Origin of the sequence: Roseivirga thermotolerans, assembly GCF_014653175.1 — a bacterium.
GTDB lineage: Bacteria > Bacteroidota > Bacteroidia > Cytophagales > Cyclobacteriaceae > Roseivirga > Roseivirga thermotolerans.
Genome location: NZ_BNAG01000006.1, coordinates 68,148 through 88,141, shown reverse-complemented (window position 1 = coordinate 88,141; position 19,994 = coordinate 68,148). Strand labels below are relative to the sequence as shown.

The 19,994-nt window shown below is 43.7% G+C and carries 18 protein-coding genes; 7 read left to right on the top strand and 11 right to left on the bottom strand.

The annotated features are described in order from the left end of the window. Positions 1-102 precede the first annotated feature (102 nt). The 8 genes from IE164_RS18065 to IE164_RS18030 all read right to left on the bottom strand — a co-directional run bounded on the left by IE164_RS18065 (position 103) and on the right by IE164_RS18030 (position 7,680). Complete coding sequence (locus IE164_RS18065) at positions 103-693, bottom strand: outer membrane beta-barrel protein (RefSeq protein ID WP_189631684.1); 591 nt, start codon at positions 691-693, stop codon at positions 103-105. Between the two features lies 1 nt (position 694). Beyond that, positions 695-1,591, bottom strand: coding sequence for a flavin reductase family protein (locus IE164_RS18060; RefSeq protein ID WP_189631683.1), 897 nt, complete (start codon positions 1,589-1,591; stop codon positions 695-697). Then, positions 1,588-1,992 (bottom strand): DoxX family protein, encoded by a 405-nt coding sequence (locus tag IE164_RS18055; RefSeq protein WP_189631682.1) that lies wholly within the window; start codon positions 1,990-1,992, stop codon positions 1,588-1,590. Before IE164_RS18055 ends, IE164_RS18060 begins: the two co-directional genes overlap by 4 nt. 134 nt (positions 1,993-2,126) lie before the next feature. After that, complete coding sequence (gene fahA / locus IE164_RS18050; protein WP_189631681.1) at positions 2,127-3,398, bottom strand: fumarylacetoacetase; 1,272 nt, start codon at positions 3,396-3,398, stop codon at positions 2,127-2,129. A 96-nt stretch (positions 3,399-3,494) separates the two neighbouring features. Further along, complete coding sequence (gene hppD, locus IE164_RS18045; RefSeq protein WP_189631680.1) at positions 3,495-4,634, bottom strand: 4-hydroxyphenylpyruvate dioxygenase; 1,140 nt, start codon at positions 4,632-4,634, stop codon at positions 3,495-3,497. Between the two features lie 107 nt (positions 4,635-4,741). After that, on the bottom strand, positions 4,742-5,098 hold the full coding sequence (locus IE164_RS18040; protein WP_189631679.1) for a hypothetical protein: 357 nt from the start codon (positions 5,096-5,098) through the stop codon (positions 4,742-4,744). Positions 5,099-5,123: 25 nt separating this feature from the next. Then, a complete protein-coding gene (locus IE164_RS18035) occupies positions 5,124-6,281 on the bottom strand; it encodes a homogentisate 1,2-dioxygenase (protein WP_189631678.1) in 1,158 nt (385 codons plus the stop codon). A gap of 172 nt (positions 6,282-6,453) precedes the next feature. Next, entirely contained in the window at positions 6,454-7,680 is a 1,227-nt protein-coding gene (locus IE164_RS18030) for a Glu/Leu/Phe/Val dehydrogenase dimerization domain-containing protein (protein ID WP_189631677.1), read from the bottom strand. Positions 7,681-7,917: 237 nt separating this feature from the next. On the opposite strand from IE164_RS18030, the gene IE164_RS18025 reads away from it, so the two are divergent. The 4 genes from IE164_RS18025 to IE164_RS18010 all read left to right on the top strand — a co-directional run bounded on the left by IE164_RS18025 (position 7,918) and on the right by IE164_RS18010 (position 13,429). Continuing rightward, on the top strand, positions 7,918-8,388 hold the full coding sequence (locus IE164_RS18025; RefSeq protein ID WP_189631676.1) for an Lrp/AsnC family transcriptional regulator: 471 nt from the start codon (positions 7,918-7,920) through the stop codon (positions 8,386-8,388). Between the two features lie 11 nt (positions 8,389-8,399). Further along, the gene (locus IE164_RS18020; RefSeq protein ID WP_189631675.1) at positions 8,400-9,191 is read left to right on the top strand and encodes a DUF6090 family protein; all 792 of its coding nucleotides are present in this window, start codon (positions 8,400-8,402) and stop codon (positions 9,189-9,191) included. Positions 9,192-9,230: 39 nt separating this feature from the next. Next, positions 9,231-10,580, top strand: coding sequence for a methyltransferase RsmF C-terminal domain-like protein (locus IE164_RS18015; protein WP_189631674.1), 1,350 nt, complete (start codon positions 9,231-9,233; stop codon positions 10,578-10,580). A gap of 164 nt (positions 10,581-10,744) precedes the next feature. After that, the gene (locus tag IE164_RS18010) at positions 10,745-13,429 is read left to right on the top strand and encodes a valine--tRNA ligase (protein ID WP_189631673.1); all 2,685 of its coding nucleotides are present in this window, start codon (positions 10,745-10,747) and stop codon (positions 13,427-13,429) included. 61 nt (positions 13,430-13,490) lie between these two features. Here IE164_RS18010 and IE164_RS18005 read toward each other — a convergent pair whose 3' ends face one another. Further along, complete coding sequence (locus IE164_RS18005; RefSeq protein ID WP_189631672.1) at positions 13,491-14,807, bottom strand: phosphatidylserine decarboxylase; 1,317 nt, start codon at positions 14,805-14,807, stop codon at positions 13,491-13,493. A gap of 250 nt (positions 14,808-15,057) precedes the next feature. Between IE164_RS18005 and IE164_RS18000 the strand changes: the two genes are divergently transcribed. After that, the gene (locus IE164_RS18000) at positions 15,058-15,867 is read left to right on the top strand and encodes a thioredoxin family protein (protein ID WP_189631671.1); all 810 of its coding nucleotides are present in this window, start codon (positions 15,058-15,060) and stop codon (positions 15,865-15,867) included. On the opposite strand, the gene IE164_RS17995 is transcribed toward IE164_RS18000, so the two are convergent. Together IE164_RS17995 and IE164_RS17990 are read right to left on the bottom strand one after the other, a co-directional pair. Next, the gene (locus IE164_RS17995) at positions 15,864-17,498 is read right to left on the bottom strand and encodes a B12-binding domain-containing radical SAM protein (RefSeq protein ID WP_189631670.1); all 1,635 of its coding nucleotides are present in this window, start codon (positions 17,496-17,498) and stop codon (positions 15,864-15,866) included. The two genes, IE164_RS18000 and IE164_RS17995, sit on opposite strands and share 4 nt — an antisense overlap. Before the next feature lie 271 nt (positions 17,499-17,769). Further along, positions 17,770-18,477, bottom strand: a complete 708-nt coding sequence (locus IE164_RS17990; protein WP_189631669.1) for a TIGR04283 family arsenosugar biosynthesis glycosyltransferase — start codon at positions 18,475-18,477, stop codon at positions 17,770-17,772. A 137-nt stretch (positions 18,478-18,614) separates the two neighbouring features. Between IE164_RS17990 and IE164_RS17985 the strand changes: the two genes are divergently transcribed. Together IE164_RS17985 and IE164_RS17980 are read left to right on the top strand one after the other, a co-directional pair. Beyond that, positions 18,615-18,881, top strand: a complete 267-nt coding sequence (locus IE164_RS17985; protein WP_189631668.1) for a phosphoribosylpyrophosphate synthetase — start codon at positions 18,615-18,617, stop codon at positions 18,879-18,881. A gap of 12 nt (positions 18,882-18,893) precedes the next feature. Next, the gene (locus tag IE164_RS17980; protein WP_229838768.1) at positions 18,894-19,973 is read left to right on the top strand and encodes a glycoside hydrolase family 130 protein; all 1,080 of its coding nucleotides are present in this window, start codon (positions 18,894-18,896) and stop codon (positions 19,971-19,973) included. Positions 19,974-19,994: the final 21 nt, after the last annotated feature.

Here is a 19,994-nt window from a genome sequence, read left to right as displayed (position 1 = left end):
CCATTATAAACTTCATAAACGATATTTATAGTAACCTTAACAAAGCAAACCCTCCATAGCTGTAGCTATGGAGGGTTTGCTGAATTCCGGGTTGGGGATGGCTTAGAAAAGCTTAAACCCAACGGCAAACACCCACTGTGAGGTTCGCTGATCTGTATTTACTGTGGTATTGCCTACACGGATGGTTTCTCCAAACTGGCTGAGGCTACCTTCATACTTTACATCGAACACAAATTTGAGAAGGTCCAAACCAATACCGGCCTGATAGCCCACACTTGTATCTTTATAGTTGTCTTTTATGTCTCCGGCTACATCGGAACGCGAGGCGTCTGTCAAAAAGCTCAACGAAGGACCTGCATTAATTCGCAAGGGGCCCACCTTACCGCCAATCATTATAGGCACATCAATTTTGTTAAACTCAAAACTTACATCCTGATTATTTACGCTCAGTACAGACTCCGCCTTGCTAAAAAGTATTTCTGGCTGAACATACAAGCCAATAACCGGTACTTTAGCACGCATAAATATTCCAAACTGATAGCCAAATTCAGCATCACCTTCCTCCACATTTGCCACCGCATCTTTGAGCGTGAGTTTTGAATTAACCAAAGTAACTCTCGGACCAAGAGAGAATTGAGCCGATGCACTAAATCCTAAAGCCATCAGCAAGCAGATCATTACGAGTTTTTTCATTTTAAGCATTTTTAGGTGACTGAAGGAGTGTTAACCACGCCTCCTCCAACTGATTATTTTCTAAATAATTCTGAGCTAAGTTATGTAAAGCATTTACAAAACCTTCTTCATTGTTTGAAAAACGCTCTCGAATTTGAACTATTTCATGCATTGAAGAAAACGCTTCTACGGCTTCATTATCAGGCAATTTTTCAACATTTCCTAATCTCCCCAAATTGTTGCCGGTAAGCACCGAACTATTGCGGATTGCATCAGGGATCTGGTCTATCCCAATGCCCAGGTTTCTGTTGGGTTTAGGGATTTCGAACAGAGCCGTACCGTTGGCTCGGCAATACCAGTCTCCCCCCATTCTTGCCACAAGATCGGTCTTTCGAGGGTCGGGCTTTCCGTCTTCACCCAGCACCTCGTCTTTTACATGCCCCAACAGAATTTCGCAGATTATTAAATTACCTGCCCCCGGCTCATCTCCAAGATGCACCACTTGTTTTACCTTGCACTCATAAGAAGCAATGGCCTCTCCAACTCTGGGCGGCTTTACCTTTTCAGACTTCACCTGGGTCACCCCTGCTTTCACAAACTCATTGGTTCCTTTTGGATATGCGGTACTACTGAGAGACATCTGCTCAACAACGGCATGGCTTACAATGTTAATGACCACCTCTTCTGTTTCCAGTACATTCAGTAGTGTGTCTTTACGCTGCCCTCCTCTGGGTATGGCGGGCGAAAAAATCAATGTGGGCGGCTTAGTGCCAAAAACATTGAAAAAGCTATATGGGGCTAAATTCACCCTTCCTTCCTTATCGATGGTACTTGCCCAGGCAATAGGACGCGGCCCAATGGTGCCCAGTAAGAAGGCGTGTAAATCCGGAACAGAAAGTAACTTTGGATCGAGTATCATTTTTTAATCGCAGAAAGTAATTGATTTTTAACTTCTTTAAAGTGGAGCAATATCAACAGGGTGCAGGCCATAAAAACGGTAAGGGCCAGAATAAATAGGTAGCCTCCATCGCCCTGCACCTCCATGCCCAAAACGGTCAGGTGAAAAAAGATAGCTCCGGTAATAGTACCCAACCCCAGTATGGCACCCAAGCCATACCAGCGGGTGAGCAATAAAATTCCGACCAGCAGCTCTGTAGTACCCACTACATACCGACCCCAGGGTTCCATACCAATACGGGTGAAAATATAAACCGACTCTTCGGCTCCGGTAAACTTAAAATACAGTGTCTGAAGCATAATAATTGCCGGAATAAGCCTCAGAGCCCAGTTTAGTATATTTCTGGTGTTCAACTTGTTCATTTCTCATATGTTTCAATGCCCATACGCAGCAAACTCATCTCTGCCGTAGGTATTTATCGGCCAGATGACATTTACATAAAATGAAAAAGCCTTGAACCACTGTTCACCGTGCCATATCACCCAAAGCAGGCTTCTTATTTGGCGGGCAATACTTTGGCTCTTACTTCTCCAAAACCAACACGCACACCATTTCTTTCCGCATGTCCGCGCATAATCACTGTATCATGATCTTGAATAAACTTGCGTTCACCTCCGCCTTTCAGGGCAATAGGTTTAGTGCCTCTCCAGGCCAGTTCCAGCATAGAACCATACTCTTCAGGAGTTGGCCCCGAAATGGTACCTGATGCGTACATGTCGCCTACCTGCATATTACAGCCGTTTACGGTATGATGGGCCAACTGCTGCAGGCAGTTCCAATACATGTATTTGAAATTGGAGTTGGTTACCACCGTCTCATCTTGTCCTTCGGGTTGAATAGCCACCTGTAAATTCAGGTCGAAGTGGTAATTTCCCTCATACTCAAGATAAGGTAAGACTTTAGGCTCTTGCTTAGGCCCAGGCACTCTAAAAGGCTCCAGCGCATCCATGGTGACGATCCATGGTGAAATGTGTGAAGCGAAGTTCTTTGCCAAAAATGGCCCTAGTGGCACATACTCCCACTTTTGCATGTCTCTAGCCGACCAGTCGTTGAAAATAACGAAACCAAAAATGTATTCTTCGGCCTCACGGGTAGAAACCGGATTACCCAAACCGTTTTCTTTTCCGGTAATAAAGGCCATTTCCAGCTCGAAGTCTAACAATCGACAAGGGTTAAAGGAGGGCATTTCTGCGTCATCGGCCTTAGTCTGTCCTTTAGGTCGATGAAAGGGTGTTCCGCTTACCACAATGGATGAAGCTCTGCCGTGGTAACCCACCGGAAGGTGTTTCCAATTGGGCATCAATGCGTTGGCCGGATCGCGAAACATGCAGCCCACATTATAGGCATGTTGTTCCGATGAATAAAAATCGGTGTAGTTGGGCACGTGCACCGGCATGCACATTTCAACCTCAGATTGCTCAAAGAAAGCCAGGTCACATACCTTCGCATCAGACCTGAGTTCCTCATTACCTGCTTCCAACAAATCGGATATTCTATTTCTTACCGCTCTGTTGGTTTCCTTTCCTAAACCAATAAAATCGTTGAGTACATGATTGGAAAAAACCTCCTCAGGAAGGTTTAGACCATCGAAATAGCCCTCTCGTTGTAATACAGAAAGGTCAAGTACTTTGTTGCCAATAGCCGTGGCAGCTCTGGGGCCAAGACTATCTGTTTTAAATATACCAAATGGTATATTTTGTATTGAAAAGTCTGAATCGGAAGGTATTTCTACCCATGATTTTAGCTTTGGATCGTTTGCTTTAATCATAGTTTCTCTCCTACCATCATGCCCGCATAGATGGGGGATCTCCAACTCACTTGGGAGATTCCCGTCTTCACTGGAATGACGTTCTATTTAAGTTTATTAAAGTGTCTGTCTTAATTCCTGCTCTCTTTCAATGGCCTCGAAAAGGGCTTTAAAGTTCCCCTTACCAAAAGACTGTGCTCCTTTTCTCTGAATAATCTCGAAGAACATGGTGGGCCTGTCAAGTACCGGCTTGGTGAATATCTGCAACAAGTACCCTTCATCATCTCTATCGATCAAGATGTTCAGGTTTTTCAGTGGCTCCAGGTCTTCATCAATTTCGCCTACCCGGTCCAGCACATCGTCATAGTAAACCTCAGGAACCCGAAGAAACTCTACCCCTCTGGCTCTTAACTGAGCCACCGTCTCAATAATGTTGTTGGTAGCCACTGCTATGTGCTGTACTCCTGCACCATTGTAAAAGTCTATGTACTCTTCAATTTGCGACTTCTTCCTGCCTTCGGCCGGCTCGTTGATTGGAAATTTGATTCTACCTGTTCCATTGCTCATTACCTTGCTCATCAGTGCGGTATACTCGGTAGAGATGTCTTTGTCATCGAATGAAACCAACTGAGTGAAACCCATCACTTTGGCATAGAATTCACACCATTTGTTCATTTCTCCCCAACCTACATTACCCACCATGTGGTCAATATATTTCAAGCCAACTTCCGTAGGATTGTAATCAGACTTCCACTCTTTAAAGCCGGGCATAAAGGCCCCATGATAGTTCTTTCTTTCTACAAAAATATGAACCGTTTCTCCGTAGGTATGAATACCACTTTTCACTACATAACCGTATTCATCTTCTTCCTTTATAGGCTCCATGAATGACTCGGCTCCACGGCTTGTAGTTTCTTGCCAGGCTTTGGTGGCATCGTCTACCCAAAGGGCTATTACCTTGACTCCGTCACCATGTTTGTTAATGTGTTCGTTTATTGGCCCATCCTGTTTGAGAGGCGAAGTAAGTACCAGGCGTATCTTATCTTGCTGTAGCACATATGAAACCCGGTCTTTCAACCCTGTTTCCAGACCGGCATAAGCTACCGACTGAAAACCAAAAGCTGTTTTGTAGAAGTGAGCCGACTGCTTGGCGTTGCCCACATATAGTTCTACATAATCCGTTCCGTTAATAGGCAGGAAGTCTTGAGCTTCCTTGAATATTTTTTCTCCTGAATAGGTTACGTTATCTGTTGCCATATTCTTTTATTTACTGTTTACTTTCCTTCTTTATTCCGATGGTGAGGACACCATCGGTGGCTGCAAAGCCCATTACTACTATTCGCCAGTCTTGGTGTCTCCAATGCTCAATCCAAATGCATCTCCACCCATTTCTCGTCAGCAGATATGTTTAACACATCCTCAAGATTTAAAGGAATACAATCTTCCAAACATTCATTTCTTGTTATTCTTTCCAGAGCTAGGACACCTAAAAAAATGGTCATGTCGAACTTTGTTTGTCCGTCTTGTCCAATCCATGCTGTGGTTTCAATAACCTTTTCGATTAACAACTTTTGAATGCTAATCTGATCAGGTAAGACACCATCACACCAAAAATCCTTTAAATCAGGATCATTGATTTTACGCAATGCTTTAGTTAAAGCATATTCAAGCTTATCGCAAAACGATTGATCAAAATGTTTATATGTAGCGATTACCTCCATTGAACTTTAAACCCCAAAACTTGAACTATTCCAACCATGACTTATGATAGTCCTTTGTCAGAATCTTCATTGCTTCTTCAGTGACCATTAGTGGTTTGAAGGTATCTACCATTACCGCCAATTCTTCCGTTGACTTTTTACCCAAACTGCGCTCCATAGCTCCCGGATGCGGGCCATGCGGTATACCGGCCGGGTGAAGCGTAATCATTCCTCTCTCAATATTGTTTCGGCTCATAAAATCACCATCCACATAGTACAGCACCTCATCCGAATCAATGTTACTATGGTTATAAGGGGCCGGTACTGCTTCAGGGTGGTAGTCATAAAGCCTGGGCACAAATGAGCAAACCACAAAAGCATCGGTTTCAAAAGTCTGATGTACCGGTGGTGGCTGATGTACTCGTCCTGTAATCGGTTCGAAGTCATGAATAGAGAAGGCATACGGATAGTTGTAGCCATCCCAGCCGACCACATCGAATGGATGCGTGGCATACACATATTCATGAATCATTCCCTGCTTCTTCACCTTAATGATGAAATCTCCTTTTTCATCATGCGTTTCCAGGTCGGTTGGTCTTCTCAGGTCGCGCTCACAATAAGGGGCATGCTCCAATAGCTGACCAAACCAGTTTCTGTAGCGCTTGGGTGTATAAATAGGCCTGTGTGACTCGACTATAAAGAGCCTGTTTTGCTCAGTTTCAAAGTCTATCTGATAAATCATTCCTCTAGGAACCATCAGGTAGTCTCCATAACTAAAGCTGAGGTTACCGAGTAGGGTTCTTAGGGTTCCTTTACCTTCATGAATGAAAATCAACTCATCGCAGTCGGCATTTTTATAGAAATAGTCTCGCAAAGACTTCTGCGGAGCAGCCAGTACAATATGGCAATCATTGTTGACCAACACCGGTGTCCTACTTTCCAGATAGTCGGCTTTTGGTTCTACAGAAAAACCTTTTATGCCCAGTGCCAGCATATTTTTCTCTACCGCAACCTTGGGCGAAACATCATATGACTTGACGACTTCTTTTACCTGAGTAGGGCGGTGTACATGATAGAGCAAGGAAGACATACCATCGAAACCAATGGTGCCGAATAACTGCTCGTAGTAATAACCTCCTTCCGGTTTTTTGAAAGTGGTGTGCCGCTTATGCGGTATTTTTCCAAGGTGATGATAAAATGGCATAGTTTACCTTTTATTGTTCTTTAACCATCGTTCCGTCCCGATACTTATCGGGTTATTTCGGAATCTGTTGATCAGGATCCTGATCCCGAAGTCTCGGAACAGGATGACGTTCTGTATTATTACTCCCTACCAATTTCTCCCCTCCAAGGGAAGATATAGAGGGTGAAAGGGATTAAACAAGCTGCTTCAACGAATGCTCTAAAGCTCTTTTTGATATTCCTGTTTTCTTATCAGAAATACCATAGACATTCTGAAGCGCCTTTTCGATTACCTGCGAAGTATCACTAAAAATCGCTTCATCGGTAAGTGCTACTCCTCTCTCCATAAGATACGCAAAAACGCGCGCCATTCCACAGTTGGCAATAAAATCAGGAATTACAGAGAGGTTGTTATCGGCATACAAGCCGGTTTCACCAAAGAATATTTCAGGGTCGTTGAATGGAACGTTGGCACCACACGAAACAACCTCGAGCTTGGTATTGATCATACGATTTACCTGTTCGCGAGTAATCAGCCTTGAGGCCGCAGCGGGAACAAAGATTTCAAAATCCAGATCCCAGATTTGCTCGTTTATCTGCTGATACGGGATCATGTCTTTGGCAACCAATTGATTTCCTTTTCTATTAAGAAAAAGCTCTCTGATTTCTTCGAAAGAGAAGCCTTCTTGCTTAAGCACTCCTCCTTCCCTGTCGATAATTCCTACTACAGAAACTCCCATTTGAGCCAGATAAAAGCCAGCCGCGGCTCCTACATTGCCCCAACCTTGAATTACTGCTCTTTTCTGCTTGTAGTCTCCACCCCAAATGTTGTAGTAATGATGCACGGCTTCGGCCACTCCATAGCCAGTAATCATATCGGCAATTTTGTACTTGCGAGTCACATCGGGCGAAAAGAATGGGTTCTCGATTACCTTAACCACACCATTTCTCAGTTGGCCTATTCGGTTAATCTTTGAGGCCTCGTTGGGCTTGAAGTGCCCATTAAATACGCCTTCCTGAGGGTGCCATATTCCGGCCTCCTCTGTCATGGCTATTACTTCATGTACTTCATCCACATTAAGATCTCCACCGGTGCCATAGTAAAACTTAAGCAATGGACTAACAGCACTAAACCACCTGCGCAACACTCCTTCTTTTCGCGGATCGTTAGGATCGAAATTGATCCCTGATTTAGCTCCACCTATCGGAGGACCTGAAACGGTAAACTTCACCTCCATGGTTTTGGCCAGCGACTCAACTTCACGCTTGTTCAACCCCTTTCTCATTCGGGTGCCTCCACCGGCAGCTCCGCCTCGCAGTGAGTTTATAACCACCCAACCTTCGGCCTCAGTTTCCGGGTCTTGCCATTCAAAAACGATCTCTGGCCTTTTCTCCTCAAATCTTTTTAATAAATCTTCCATAGGTTTCTTCTCCACGTCATCTCCGCTTAGGTGGAAATCTTCATTAATTGACGAGCCTCCTGTTTTCACGGGAATGACGAAAACATAATCCGCACAAATCTATGCAGAAGTTAATCTGTTAATACCAATCAACCAATCAGATTTAAATCTTTGGAAAATTATTCTTCTAAAAGACTGATTAAAAGAAAAAGTCAATTATGATTTTCTAAATTCGCGTGTATTCCAGAATAAAATTCTATGCTTAAACTTGACGCAGTAGACATCAAAATTTTAGAAACCCTCCAAACGGATGCACGAATTACCACCAAAGCCCTGGCCGATCAACTCAACCTTTCGACAACACCTGTATTTGAACGGGTTAAGCGACTGGAAAGGGAAGGCCTCATAAAACGATATGTTGCTCTGGTAGACAACAAAAAATTGGGGCTACGACTAATTGCCTTTATTTCAATTAGCCTTACCAAGCACTCACGTTCTTACCTGGAAAAATTTGTAAACGAGGTCAGTCAATATCCGGAAGTTATGGAGTGTTATCACATTGCGGGAAATTTCGACTTTTTACTGAAAGTGGTAGTCAAAAGCATGGATGTGTATGAGTCTTTTATACTCACCAAACTCTCTACTATAGCCAATCTTGGGCATGTTCAAAGTTCTTTCGTACTTTCAGAGAATCTGCACTCTACTGCTTATAGAGTATCGGCCCATTAACATGAACCCAAATGCTTGCTTTCTTACGCTCTATTAGACGCAAAAACCTGAAAGATTCGAAACTTAGGGGATATCTTGTTTATGCTATTGGCGAAATTGTTCTGGTCGTTTTAGGTATTCTAATTGCCATAAGCATTAACAACTACAATGAAGGGCTGAAAAAGCGAGATAAGGAACTTGAAATTCTCAAGCAGTTAAAAGATGAATTCAAGCTCAACCAGTCTCAGCTCGAAGAGAAAATTTTGATGAGAAATGAAGGACTGGAAGCAGCATCTCAAATTCTGTCGTATTTCGACAACAAACAGACGTTTGATGAAGCCGGTTTCTACCAAGCGCTCTGGAAGCTGGTCAGAGATCCCACATTCGACCCCATTGAAAATGACATCGTTGGAACTGAAAACCTGCGCATGCTAACCAATGCCGAAATTATACAGCAACTTTCCAGATGGTCTTCTGATGTCTATCAGGTTCAAGAGCTGGAACTAGAGTATCAAAAGTTCAGGAGTTCTCAGCTAACCCCCAAGATAAACACCATGGGCTTGGGCAGAAACCTACAAAATGAGCTCTGGAAAAATGGGTACACACCTTTGGAGGCCTTAGACAAAAGTGCCAACTACAAGCAAAATATTGGCGAAAGCCATTCCAAAATAAATTACGACAAGGTATTGAGGGATGTTGAACTGGAGGGAATGGTTGCTACCTCTATTACCTTCCATAGAATCACCAACCTTCAATCGGACTATCTGAGAAATGTAATTGCCAAAACCCTTGAATTGATCGACTCAGAAATTGAAAGGTTCTAATTTTCTGAGGAACCTCCTCTAAACTCTTATCCAGCTTTAATGATACCTTCAGAATTCCAATCCCAAATCCGGCAACTCCTACCCAACGAAGCTGAAGCATTCTTTCAGTCTTTAAATACTGATTCTCCCACAAGCATCCGCCTTAATCCATTAAAGGAATATGCGGGCCAATTGGAAGGTGACAGAATTCCATGGGCAGAAGATGGGATTTATCTACCGGAACGTCCTTCATTCACTCTAGACCCTGCCTTTCATGCCGGGGCTTATTATGTGCAGGAAGCCAGCTCTATGGTTTTGGAGGAAATATTGAAACAAGTAGTTAATTTGAAAGAGAACCTTTTGGCGCTCGACCTATGTGCTGCGCCTGGTGGAAAGAGCACCCATATTCAAAGTTTGTTGAGTGATGGCAGCCTGCTGGTGTCCAATGAGGTGATCAAAACCCGGGCAAATATTCTAGCTGAAAATCTCACCAAATGGGGCTTTCCTAATGTGGTGATCACCAATAATGACCCTTCTCATTTCGACAGGCTGAATGTGCAATTCGATGTAATTGTGGTAGATGCACCCTGTTCTGGCGAAGGGCTGTTCCGCAGAGAACCCGAAGCCATGAATGAATGGAGTCCTGAAGCCGTAAAACTTTGCGCGACCCGCCAGCAGCGAATTCTGGCGGATATCTGGCCGGCATTGAAACCAGGCGGTGTACTCATTTACTCCACCTGCACCTATAATTCGCTGGAAAATGAAGAAAATCTAGAGTGGTTAAGTGAGCAACTAGATGCCGAAGGTATTTCCATTAACCTAAACGATGACTGGGGCTTTGCCGAAACCGAAACTAGGGGCATTAAAGGTTTTCATGCCTATCCGCACAAAGTAAAAGGTGAGGGTTTCTTCATTGCTGCGGTAAGAAAAAACGATGGCTTTGAAAAGAAGCTCCGAAAGCAGAAGAAGCCCATGAATTTTGCTTCGAAACAGGAAATTGGAACTGTCAGCCAGTGGCTGAAGGAGCCTGAACAATTCGACTTCATCAAACACAACGACCTGTTCATTGCCCTTCCTAATCAATGGAAAGAGGTGATTCATGACATCAACTCCAACCTCTACATTATTTCAGAAGGCATTGACATTGGCCGATTGAAAGGCAAAAAACTAATCCCTAACGAAGGACTGGCATTTTCAACAGCATTGGATCACAATCAACTTTCAACCTTTGAATTGAATCTTGAAGAGGCTCTGAACTATCTCCGTAAGGAGAATTTCAACTTTGAAGCCATGAACAACGGCTGGAACCTGATTACTTACCAAGGCCTGGGATTGGGCTGGGCCAACCGTATTCAGCAAAGGGTAAACAACTACTATCCTACGAATTGGAGAATCAGAATCAGTTCATAACTGATGATTCATAGTTCATAGTCACCAAAGTTCACCATGAGCCATGAACTACAAACTACGAACTATGAACTATGAACCAAAACGAACGAATCTTCCAGCCTCCAGCTTCCAGCTTCCAGCTTTTCCCCCTATTTTTGCACCTTCATTTTAAGCAGTACACTTTTATGTCACTTTCAAGCAAATACGAACCGCAAAAGGTAGAAGACAAATGGTACAAACATTGGATGGATAAAGGCTATTTCAAAGCCCGGGTCAATCCGAAAAAAGAGCCGTTTACCATAGTCATTCCGCCTCCAAACGTGACGGGTGTATTGCACATGGGCCACATGCTCAACAACACCATTCAGGATGTACTCATCCGTAAGGCCCGAATGGAAGGCAAGGAAGCCCTTTGGGTACCGGGGACCGACCATGCTTCGATTGCCACCGAAGCCAAAGTGGTAAGAATGCTTCGCGAAAAAGGAATCAAGAAATCTGATCTGACCCGCGATGAATTCATGAAATACTCCTGGGAATGGAAAGAAAAGTATGGAGGAATTATCCTTGAGCAGCTAAAAAAACTGGGCGCTTCCTGCGATTGGGAACGAACTGCTTTTACCATGGATGATGCCTATTATAAGGCAGTTATTCGGGTTTTCGTAGACCTGTACAAAAAAGGCTACATCTACCGTGGATGGAGAATGGTGAACTGGGATGTTGAAGCCCAAACCACAGTTTCCAACGAAGAAGTGATTTATGCGGACAAAGAAGAAGTTTCTAAACTTTATAAGGTTCAATACAGCATTAAAGACTCTGATGAGAAGGTGATCATTGCCACCCAACGCCCTGAAACTATTTTGGGTGATACGGGTATTGCCGTAAACCCTAAAGACGAACGCTTTAAGCACCTAATCGGAAAAAAAGCTCTAGTGCCGTTTATTGGTAGAGAAATCCCCATTATTGGCGATGATTACGTAGAAATGGATTTTGGTACCGGATGCCTCAAGGTAACTCCGGCTCACGACCCTAACGACTACGAAATAGGTCTGCGCCATAACCTGGAGGTGATAGATACTATCAACCTTGATGGCACCCTGAATGAGAAGTGTGAAATACCGGCTTACGTAGGCATGGATCGATTTGCCGTACGCAAACAGATCATCAAAGACCTGGAAGAAGCCGGTTACCTTATGGGCTTTGAGGAATTTACCACCAAAATAGGTCGTTCAGAACGCACAAATACGGTGATTGAGCCTAAGCTCTCTTTGCAGTGGTTCATTAACATGAAGGAAATTTCCAAAACTGCTCACAAGGTGGTAATGGACGATGAAATTGAACTACTCCCATCTAAGTTTAAAAACACCTATAACCACTGGATGGAAAATGTAAAAGACTGGTGTATTTCGCGCCAGCTCTGGTGGGGACAAAGAATTCCTGCATACTTCTATGGCGAGGGCGATGACGATTTTGTGGTAGCAGAAAGCCTGGAGGAAGCTGTAGAATTGGCCAGAAAGAAATCGGGAACTAATGACCTGACTGCCTCAGACCTGCGTCAAGACGAGGATGTACTCGATACCTGGGCGTCTTCATGGCTATTTCCAATGGCTGTTTTCGATGGTTTTAATGACGACTGCTTCGACAAAGAAACGGGCAAAATCATCAAAGGAAAAAACGCTGATCTGGATTACTTCTATCCTACCTCTGTATTGGTTACAGCACCAGAGATTCTGTTTTTCTGGGTGGCCAGAATGATTATTGCCGGCTATGAATACATGGACGACAAGCCCTTCAAACATGTATACCTAACCGGTATTGTAAGAGACAAGCAGCGCAGAAAAATGTCTAAGTCACTAGGCAACTCTCCTGATCCGCTCGACCTGATTCGCGACTATGGAGCTGATGCCGTTCGCACGGGTATGCTGTTCTCTTCCCCAGCCGGAAACGACTTGCTATACGATGAAAAACTTGTTGAGCAAGGCAGAAACTTCGCCAATAAAATCTGGAATGCTTTCCGTTTAGTAAAAGGCTGGGAGGTAAAAGGCAATGCTACTCCGGGAGAAAATACCATAGCCATACAGTGGTTCGACTCAAGATTCAATGAAACATTGGCCGAAATTGAAGACCATTTCAGCAAGTTTAGAATCTCCGATGCCCTTATGGCCACCTACAAGCTCATCTGGAACGACTTCTGCTCTTGGTACCTCGAAATGATTAAACCCGCTTACGGGCAACCCATCGACCCGGCTACCTACGAGGTAACGCTCAACTTCTTCGAAAAAATCATGAAAATTCTGCATCCTTTCATGCCATTTATTTCTGAAGAAATATGGAGTGAATTGAGAGAAAGAGGTGAAGAGCAAGACATCATTGTTTCTGCATGGCCGGTAATGGGGGGCACCGATGCCCAACTCACCAAAAATGCTGAAACTGCATTTGAACTGATTTCGCAAATCAGAAACGCACGCAGCAGCAAAGGCATTTCTCCCAAAGAAACTCTCGACCTGTACATACGGGCCAAAGAGCAAGAAGCCTACCAGCGCTTTGCCGGGGTAATCACTAAACTTGGTAATATTGGCGAACTCCGATTTACCGAAGAAAAGGTAGACAACTCACTGAGTTTTGTTATAAAGTCAGACGAGTTTTACCTGCCCCTACCGGAAGGCTCAATTGATGTTGAAGCCGAAAAAGCCGAAATAACCAAAGAACTGGAATATACCAGAGGGTTTCTGAACAGCGTAATGAAAAAACTCAGCAATGAGAAGTTCGTCAATGGAGCTCCTGAACAAGTAGTTGCCAATGAGAAGAAGAAGCAGGCCGATGCTGAATCTAAGATTAAAGTATTGGAAGAGAAACTGGCTTCCCTCAGTTAAAAAAGAAAAACTTGAGAGGTGGCTTCTGGAAGTCATCTCTCAAGTTCTAGTATATCCCTGCCTATTTAAAAATCACTGAGGGCTGTCCATATTTAAAGTGGAACGGAGCAACCTGCTTTTGAGCGTCTGTAGCATTCACCTGTCGGTTATCCCAATACTTCACAAACCTTAAGGCTTCTTGTGGACGTTCGAACACCATAATAATGTCGGACCCACCGAAAGCAAAATAGCCAAACTCATCGCCTTTGTGCACAATAGCACCATTTTGCAATTCCATGTGCACTGAAGACACCTGTGCCATTCCAATTGGAATAGTAGCAACTAAACCTACATCACCAGCATCACTACCCGCAGTATCTACAATAATTACCCCTCTGGCTTGGGTAAACTCATAACCATCTCCGGCACCGTCAGGAGCATCAAACTGGTTGTCGGTAATCTCTACATTCAAGAAAACATTGCCATGCACTTTTTGAGAATCTACCACTTTACCAGCCACAGGAACATGAAAACGGTGGTAATCAAATGGATTCAAGAAGTAATGGACAAACGTACCTCCGTAAAAACGCTCAGCCAATGGACTGTTATTCAACAATTGCTGTACAGTACCAATGGTATGTGTATGCTTCAAAGTAATACCTTCCGCATTGGACAACGGCTCAACCACATTGCCCTGATCGTCAATGTTATAAATCGCCTTAAACGTGCAGTCAGCTGGCGAGCAGACAATGGTATTATCATTAGGTGCCGCTACCGGACGCATAGGCTGTAGATTAGGTTCAATTGAATTCAGTTGCCTGAAGAAAAACTTATTGAACGTAGTCCAATTGGGTTTGTCGTCTGAATAATCCGGAAGGTTGTACATCACATCATCTTCAAAAGACTTAAGAGTTTCCGGAGTCATAGAAGCAGGAGTGTCCAGGAAGCTTCCCCAGGCATTGGCGTACTGATCTAACCATTCAGCAAAACTGAAATCATTAATTTTACTCTTATAATCTTGTAAAGTAACTTTAGCACCACCTACTTCGGGGCCTTGATCGACCAACCAATAAAACTGGCAGAGTCTATCATATACCTGCTGGCTGTAACCGTTTTGTTGATCATTATTATTCCAGGCTGTGTAGCCAGGCACTTGGTTCTCTGAAGGAATCACTTCTGCAAACGTCTTGAGGTACCTTAAATAATCCTCTGATGTTGTCGGCCAAGCGTTGTTGTCATACAGCTTATTCAATGCATCATAAAGGTCTGCATTGAGTTTACCATCCGCAGCATTCTCTTTTGCGGCCTTGAGCGATAGAACAAGTGCTTGAGCAAAGATCTTGTCGTCACTGATTTGTTTTTTGAGGTTAGCAATAACCTCTAAAGATTGATATTCCATTTGTGTGTGTTTTAAGTTAATAACGAGATAAAGCTACGCAATGCTTTTTTTAAATAGACAGGCATAACTACTTGATTCCCAGATCAAGTAATACAACCTACTTTGGGAGTGAATCTGTAATTAATGAGTATAAACTAAGAAAAAGGAGCCTTCTAGAGCTGCTTTTCATATTTTCTTCTATTTCAATTTGAAACCTAGTTTTTAATTTATTATAATTATTCGAATTTTATTTTATCTAAAAATAATAAACATGCAAAAACTCATTCTATCAACACTCTTTACTTTTCTGCTAACTCCGGCCTTTTCGCAAATCAACTGGTACAAAGATTATGAACTTGCCAAGAGCCAGGCAAAAGCTCAGGGAAAACTTCTAATGATCGATTTTTGGGCTATTTGGTGCGGCCCCTGCAAGAACATGGACTCAAAGCTCTGGTCTTCTGAGGAAATGTTGAAAATGGCCGATAAGTTTATTGCTTATAAAGCGGATATAGATTTTGAGGTGTCTTTGGCCATGAAGTACCAGGTAAAGGGCATACCAAGGGTAATTTTTATTACGCCTGACGAAAAGATAGTTTGGGACAGAACGGGCTTTGCTTCCAGCGATGAATTTTTGACTTCCTTTGCACATTTACCCACAGACTTAAACGCCCTGTTTAGTGCGATCGAAGCCAACGAAAAAGAAGAGTCTCAGCTATCCTATCTGCGGCTGGGAGAAGCCTACAGCCAAGTGGCCAGGGAGATAGAGTCGGAACAAGTGGCCAACAACTTTTTTAAACTTAGCAACGAACACTTCAGAAAGGCAGAAAAAGGGGATGACGCAACCATTTCTCAGTTGGCCGAGCTGAATCAAATACTGAATGTGGCACTCGGGGGCAATACCAAAAGAGCATTAAAAAAACTGGAAAAGGTAGACAATTCGGAATCTGAAATTACCAGAGACTTTATTGCTTACGTGCGTGCCTACTGTTATAAGTGCAATGGGCAAAACGATGAGTTTCAAAGAGAAAAGTCGCAGATAAAAGACGAAAAACTGGTTGCCGAGTTAGATAAGAATAATTAGCTCGCTTTATACCATTCTACTTCTTTGGCCAGGTCTTTAGAAAGCTCAATATCGGTTTCTAATGCTTTAACATTGCCGTCCATTCTAGCTTGTAAAGCTTCTTGAATCTCCTTCTTCACCATTTTACGATATGGGAGGAAGTGCTCCATAAAGACCGCAAAGGTGAAGAAATTGCCAATTCCTCCGGGGTTCTTCTTAAACATCAAGTAGAGATACTTCCAGAAAACAAAACGGGTGCTTCTTACAAAACCAAGCTTAAAGAGCATTTTTAGCCCAAACAAAACCCCTTTAAAATCAAAGTCCGTCTTATGCCTATTTTTAAGCTGCGCCCTAAGCTCCGGATCTCTGTGAACCCTGGCCTGACCAACCATCATAAAGTGATCAAAAACCCGCTTAAGGTAAACCTTAGGATCGTATAGCTTCCAAAAAGCCTCTACATATTCTTTGGCTATATCTTCAATCGGACGGGTAGGAACAAAATTCAGCAGGGTTGTCTGATTCAAATTAGCATCGTCCAGAAGCCTGCCATTCTCCTTCAGCCTGTCCCATAAAGCCGTTCCCGGAAGTGCCTGCAGCATACTGAAAGTTACTCCCGGAATAGCGTTTTCGGTAGCGAATTGAAAAACCCTTTCCCCGGCCCCCTTCTTTTCATCGTCAAAACCAATAATGAACCCGGCCATAATTCTCAGACCAGACTTAGCTATCTTCTCCAAAGATTCATTCATGGGCTGGCGATTATTCTGATGCTTGAGTGTAAGGGCTAAACTATCTGTATCGGGGGTTTCAATCCCAATAAAAACAGTGGAAAACTTACTCATTACCATTAGCTCCAATAACTCATCGTCATGAGCCATATCTATGGAAGCCTCGGTAGTAAAGCTAAACGGGTAGCCATTTGTAGTTTGCCAGTCTATCAGTTTTTCGAGAAAAGGTTTTACCGTGCGCTTGTTACCAATAAAGTTGTCATCCACAAAGAAGATTCCTCCACGCCACCCCAGTTCAAAAAGAAGATCCAGCTCGGCCTGTACCTGACTGAACGTTTTGGTTCTGGGCTTTCTGCCATAAAGAATAATGATGTCGCAAAACTCACAGCGAAAAGGGCACCCTCTGGAATACTGTATGGCCATTAGAAAGTAAGCATCCAACTGCAACAAGTCATATCGGGGCACCGGGCTCAAAGTTACATCTGGCTTATCTTTAGACCTGAATATGCCCGAAGCCTCACCCCTGCTCAGAGCATCTACAAAAAGGCCTATCGTATACTCTCCCTCATCCAACACCAGAAAATCGGCACCAGCATCAAGCATGTCGTTGGGCAGAGAAGTAGCGTAAGGGCCTCCAACTGCCACCGGCTTACCCCTTCTCTTAGCCTCTCTTATCTGCCCTAAAAAATCCTCTTTTTGAGCGATCATTCCGGAAAACATGACCATATCGGCCCACTCCCAGTCTTCTTCCGTCACAGATTCAATATTTCTGTCTCTCAATTTGAAATTCCATTCCTGAGGAAGCAGAGCCGCAACAGTAACTAAACTAAGGGGAGGCATAAAGGCTTTTTTACCCATGCCTTGCACAGCCTTTTCAAACGACCAGAAACTTGTGGGAAAAATAGGGTAGCTAAGCAGTACGTTCATAAGTATTATAAAGGTTGAAGGCGAACACCCCACTATACCTACCCTACTGACTGGCCCGATTTGAATATGCTAAATATTCACCTCTTAAAAAAGTATCAACCACTTATTTAGATCGAGCGGAAATGACCCCAACATCCCGGGCATGAGAGGTGTGCTCAGAACTTCTTACACCGGCTAATAGCAAATACCTAAGGAAGACAAAACATAAAACGCACCAGATGTTTATTGGTAAATAAGACAAAAGAAGCATCTGAAAACTAGATGCACATGGTTACATGCGATACTTAGACCCCTTCACCTGTCTACTGTAAATATTGACCAACATTTTCTGGGGAGCTCCCAGGAAGAACAACACGAACACCAGCACATTGATTACATTGGTTTTGAAGTAGTTATTCTGCTCCATTTTACGAGCCGAGATAATTACCTTTTGAGGCATAATATGAATTTTGCCATACTTACGAGCCCTCAACAATATCTCATAATCTTCCATAATCACTATGGTTTCATCAAACCCTCCAATGTGCTTAAATAGCTCACGGGTTATATACAGAGTTTGGTCTCCCCCCCTAAAAAAAATGCCCTGGTATTTAGAAAGACTACTATTGAACCTGAGTCCCTTCACGGGTCTATCGAAAGCCACTTGATAGCAACCGTAGCTAAATCCACCGGCCACAGCCTTTCTAATATCCTTAACAAAGGTATCCGGCATCGTCAGGTCGGCATGCACAAAGTAAAATACATCGCCCGTAGCCCTGGCCGCTCCGGCATTCATTTGTACCGATCGACCGGGAGCAGAATCAATTACCTGAGCACCGGCTTTTAAAGCAAGCTCTCGGGTATTATCCGAACTCCCCCCATCTACCACAATTACTTCCAAAGCAGAGTCGTTGCCTTTATGAAAGACCGACTTCACCTGACTGTAAATAAGGTCTGCTTCGTTGAGTGCAGGAATGATTACACTAATTTTCTCTTGCATGGCTTAGATACGAAAGGCAGCCCCGGTTTAGATGAGGTTGAGTTCATGTTTTTAAATCTATATCTACAGGAACATTTCCTGTACTGACCTGTTCAATAAATATGATGAAAACCAACGAAAAAACACTTTCAACTGTCATGCAGAAGCTACATGAGCAAGGCTTCACGGCACAGTTTGCTTTACAAAAAGAAGAAGTAGAGGTATTAGGCCGGGGAGATAAATTTCTTCCAACCCAGCTAAAAATAGTAGCACGCTATCACTTTGACGGAATGACTAACCCGAGCGATGAAGCCGACTTATTCGCCATTAAGGCACAAGATGGCACTCAGGGTACACTTGTTGTTTCCGGCCAGACAGAACACCACTCCACTCTACAAAAAATTCCCATTGAAGAGGAGAATTAAGTAGATTAGGGTGTGAAAAAGATTGCGATACTACTGTTTGTAGCTCTTTTGAGTTGTGAACCGAAAGAGCCCTGGCTTACCGGTTTCGAAAAACCGGAAATGAACCCCATCTTAAAAGCCGATAGTACCTATACCTTTTTAGACCCACTAACCAACAGCCCGGTGGCCTGGCAAAAGGCCGATGTTTTTAACCCGGCTGTGGTAGTAAAAGACGATACGGTGTTTATGTTCTTTAGGGCCGAAGATAACCCCAAAGCCTATTTAGGCGGAAGAACCTCAAGAATTGGGCTTGCCTGGAGCACCGATGGGCTCAACTTTAACAAATTCGATTCTCCGGTTCTCTATCCGGACTCCACAGCCTTTATAGCCTACGACTATCCCGGGGGCTGTGAAGATCCTCGGGTGGTAAAAGCACCTGATGGGCGATACATCATGACCTACACCTCGTGGAATCAGGATGTAGCCCGCCTATCCATTGCCAGCAGCAAAGATTTAAGAAACTGGACCAAGCATGGCCCTGCTTTGCTTAATGCCCTTCAGGGAAAATTTGTAGACACCTGGAGTAAGTCTGGATCCATTGTGTGCAAGCAACAAGGCAATGAACTCATTGCCACCAAAATCAATGGCAAATACTGGATGTATTTTGGCGAAAGAGGAGTAAACCTGGCCTGGTCAGAAGACCTGATTAACTGGACTCCCCTAACCGATGGCGACCAGCTGGCCATAGTTATGGATACCCGTCCCGGCTATTTCGACAGTTTTCTCACCGAACCCGGACCTCCTGCCCTACTGACCAGTGAAGGCATTCTGCTCATATATAATGGTAAGAATGACGAAGGCGATATTGCAGACCCTGACATTGCCAAAGGCACCTATTGTGGTGGGCAAGCCTTGTTTAGTGCTGCCGATCCATCCAAGTTTATAAAGCGCATGGATGAGCCCTTTATTTGCCCAACACTGCCTCACGAAATTACCGGGCAGTACGCTGCAGGCACTACCTTTCTGGAAGCCCTGGTTCCTTATAAAAATCAGTGGTTTATGTACTACGGTACAGCCGACTCCTTTGTGGGAGTGGCCGTTGCCAATCAATAAATACTGTAAAGGATTTGAAGG

Excerpts from the sequence above, each read along its gene's own strand:
- IE164_RS18040 (WP_189631679.1), bottom strand. The coding sequence starts at position 5,098 with ATGGAGGTAATCGCTACATATAAACATTTTGATCAATCGTTTTGCGAT.
- fahA (WP_189631681.1), bottom strand. The coding sequence starts at position 3,398 with ATGATTAAAGCAAACGATCCAAAGCTAAAATCATGGGTAGAAATACCT.
- IE164_RS17990 (WP_189631669.1), bottom strand. The coding sequence starts at position 18,477 with ATGCAAGAGAAAATTAGTGTAATCATTCCTGCACTCAACGAAGCAGAC.
- IE164_RS18010 (WP_189631673.1), top strand. The coding sequence starts at position 10,745 with ATGTCACTTTCAAGCAAATACGAACCGCAAAAGGTAGAAGACAAATGG.
- IE164_RS18000 (WP_189631671.1), top strand. The coding sequence starts at position 15,058 with ATGCAAAAACTCATTCTATCAACACTCTTTACTTTTCTGCTAACTCCG.
- IE164_RS18035 (WP_189631678.1), bottom strand. The coding sequence starts at position 6,281 with ATGCCATTTTATCATCACCTTGGAAAAATACCGCATAAGCGGCACACC.
- hppD (WP_189631680.1), bottom strand. The coding sequence starts at position 4,634 with ATGGCAACAGATAACGTAACCTATTCAGGAGAAAAAATATTCAAGGAA.
- IE164_RS18025 (WP_189631676.1), top strand. The coding sequence starts at position 7,918 with ATGCTTAAACTTGACGCAGTAGACATCAAAATTTTAGAAACCCTCCAA.
- IE164_RS18015 (WP_189631674.1), top strand. The coding sequence starts at position 9,231 with ATGATACCTTCAGAATTCCAATCCCAAATCCGGCAACTCCTACCCAAC.
- IE164_RS18030 (WP_189631677.1), bottom strand. The coding sequence starts at position 7,680 with ATGGAAGATTTATTAAAAAGATTTGAGGAGAAAAGGCCAGAGATCGTT.
- IE164_RS18060 (WP_189631683.1), bottom strand. The coding sequence starts at position 1,591 with ATGATACTCGATCCAAAGTTACTTTCTGTTCCGGATTTACACGCCTTC.
- IE164_RS18005 (WP_189631672.1), bottom strand. The coding sequence starts at position 14,807 with ATGGAATATCAATCTTTAGAGGTTATTGCTAACCTCAAAAAACAAATC.
- IE164_RS18020 (WP_189631675.1), top strand. The coding sequence starts at position 8,400 with ATGCTTGCTTTCTTACGCTCTATTAGACGCAAAAACCTGAAAGATTCG.
- IE164_RS18055 (WP_189631682.1), bottom strand. The coding sequence starts at position 1,992 with ATGAACAAGTTGAACACCAGAAATATACTAAACTGGGCTCTGAGGCTT.
- IE164_RS18065 (WP_189631684.1), bottom strand. The coding sequence starts at position 693 with ATGAAAAAACTCGTAATGATCTGCTTGCTGATGGCTTTAGGATTTAGT.
- IE164_RS17995 (WP_189631670.1), bottom strand. The coding sequence starts at position 17,498 with ATGAACGTACTGCTTAGCTACCCTATTTTTCCCACAAGTTTCTGGTCG.
- IE164_RS17985 (WP_189631668.1), top strand. The coding sequence starts at position 18,615 with ATGCAGAAGCTACATGAGCAAGGCTTCACGGCACAGTTTGCTTTACAA.